1 protein-coding gene and 1 pseudogene are annotated in these 2,104 nt (G+C 78.5%); both read left to right on the forward strand.

Annotated features, from left to right (window positions below):
* Positions 1-1,324 (forward strand): annotated as a pseudogene (locus MCAG_RS24925) (PfkB family carbohydrate kinase); the annotation flags it as partial.
* Positions 1,321-2,022, forward strand: coding sequence for an SDR family oxidoreductase (locus MCAG_RS24930; RefSeq protein WP_007075726.1), 702 nt, complete (start codon positions 1,321-1,323; stop codon positions 2,020-2,022). The pseudogene MCAG_RS24925 and the gene MCAG_RS24930, both read left to right, overlap by 4 nt.
* The last annotated feature ends 82 nt before the right edge of the window (positions 2,023-2,104 follow it).

Raw genomic sequence — 2,104 nt, forward strand, 5'->3', positions numbered from 1 at the left:
CCGAGGTGGCGTTGGTGACCGCCCTCGCGGACGACGCGGGCGGGGCCCGGCTGGCCGAGCTGCTCGCCGCCGCCGGGGTGCGGGTGTACGCGCTGCCGTTGCGCGGCGTCACCTGCGAGAAGATCCGGCTGCACGCCCGGGGCCGGGTGCTGCTGCGCCACGACCGGGGCGGGGCGGCCGGCGAGTCCGGCGAGCCGAGCGAGGCCGTGCTGCGGCTGCTGGCCACCGCCTCCGCCGTGCTGGTCAGCGACTACGGCCGGGGAGTGGCCCGGCAGCCGGCCCTGCGGGCGGCGCTCGCCGGCACCCGGGCCCCGGTGGTGTGGGACCCGCACCCGCGCGGCCCGGCCGCGGTGCCCGGGGTGCACCTGGCCACCCCGAACGAGTCGGAGGTGCGCTTATTTTGGTGAAGGCCGGGCCGGGCGCGTCCCGGCTGGCCACCGCGTCGCGGGGCGCGCAGGAACTGCGCCGGCGTTGGCGGGCCGGCGCGGTCACCGTGACCCTGGGCGGCGACGGGGCGCTGCTCTGTCACGCCGGCTCCACCCCGCTGGTGGTGCCCGCGCCGGCCAGCGCCGAGGGGGACACCTGCGGCGCGGGCGACCGGTTCGCCGCAGCCGCCGCCATCGCCCTGTCCCGGGGCGCGCTGGTTTCCGAGGCGGTGCAGGCGGCCGTCACCGAGGCGTCGGCGTACGTCGCCGCCGGGGGAGTGGCCGCCGCCCTGCCGGCGCCGCCCCGGACCGCCTCCGCGCCGCCGTCGCGCCCCGGTGGACCCCGGATCGGGGCCGGTGCCGCCGCCGAGGTGGTGGCGAGGGTACGCGCGGCGGGCGGCACCGTCGTGGCCACCGGCGGCTGCTTCGACCTGCTGCACGCCGGGCACGTGGCCACCCTGGAGGCGGCCCGGCAACTCGGCGACTGCCTGGTCGTCTGCGTCAACTCGGACGCGAGCGTGGCCGGGCTGAAGGGGTCGGACCGGCCGGTGGTGCCGCAGGGCGACCGTAGCCGGCTGCTGGCGGCGTTGGGCTGCGTCGACGCGGTTCTGGTCTTCGACGAGCCCACCCCGGAGGCGGCGCTGACCTGGCTGCGCCCGGACGTGTGGGTCAAGGGGGGCGACTACGCCGGCGGCGGCGAGCCGGCGCTACCCGAGGCGGAGGTGCTGCGCCGCTGGGGCGGGCACACGGTGGTCGTGCCGTACCTCGACGGGCGCTCGACCACCGACATGATCGCCGTCGCCCGGGCCGGCGGCGTACCCGCCGGTCCTCGGTCCCGGGTCCTCGGGGTGGGCGTCGCCCCGGACGCGGACGGCACGACGATCAAGGGGGCACGATGAACGCAAGCGCACCGGGAGCCGGGCCGAGCGTCCTGGTCACGGGCGGATCCAGCGGGCTGGGGGCGGCCGTGGTGGCCGCCGTGGCGAAGGCGGGCGGTCGGCCGCTGGTGCTGGACCGGCAGCCGCCGGCCGACGGGGTGCCCTGGGCCGAGTGCGACCTGGCCGACACCCGCGCCGCCGAGGCCGCCACCCGGCACCTCGCCGAACGCTCCGGCGGCCTGGACGCCGTCGTCACCGCCGCCGGCGTCGACGTGCCCGGTCGGCTCGCCGACATCCCCGGCGACACCTGGGACCGCATCGTCACCATCGACCTGCTCGCCACCGCCGCGGTGATCCGGGCCGCCCTGCCCTGGCTGGAGGAGTCCCGGGGCAACGTCGTGACCGTGGCGTCCACGCTGGGCGTCAAGGCGGTCGGCGACGCCACCGCGTACTGCGCCGCGAAGTTCGGCGTGGTCGGTTTCACCCGCGCCCTGGCCGCCGAGCTTGCCGGCACGGTCGGCGTCACCCTGCTCGTCCCCGGCGGCATGCGCACCGCCTTCTTCGACGAACGCGACGCCCGGTACCGCCCCGGCCCCGACGCCAGCCTCAACGACCCCGCCGACACCGCCGCCGCCGTCCTGTTCGCCCTCTCCCAGCCGCCCGGCTGCACGATCCGCGAACTGGTCGTCTGCGCCGAGCAGGAGTCGTCGTACCCGTGATCCTGGCCCTGCGCGCCCTCGGCGTCGGCGACCTCGCCACCGCCGTCCCCGCGTTGCGCGCGTTGCGCGCCGCCCACCCCGA

The sequence above is a fragment of the Micromonospora sp. ATCC 39149 genome, from assembly GCF_000158815.1.
Lineage (GTDB): Bacteria > Actinomycetota > Actinomycetes > Mycobacteriales > Micromonosporaceae > Micromonospora.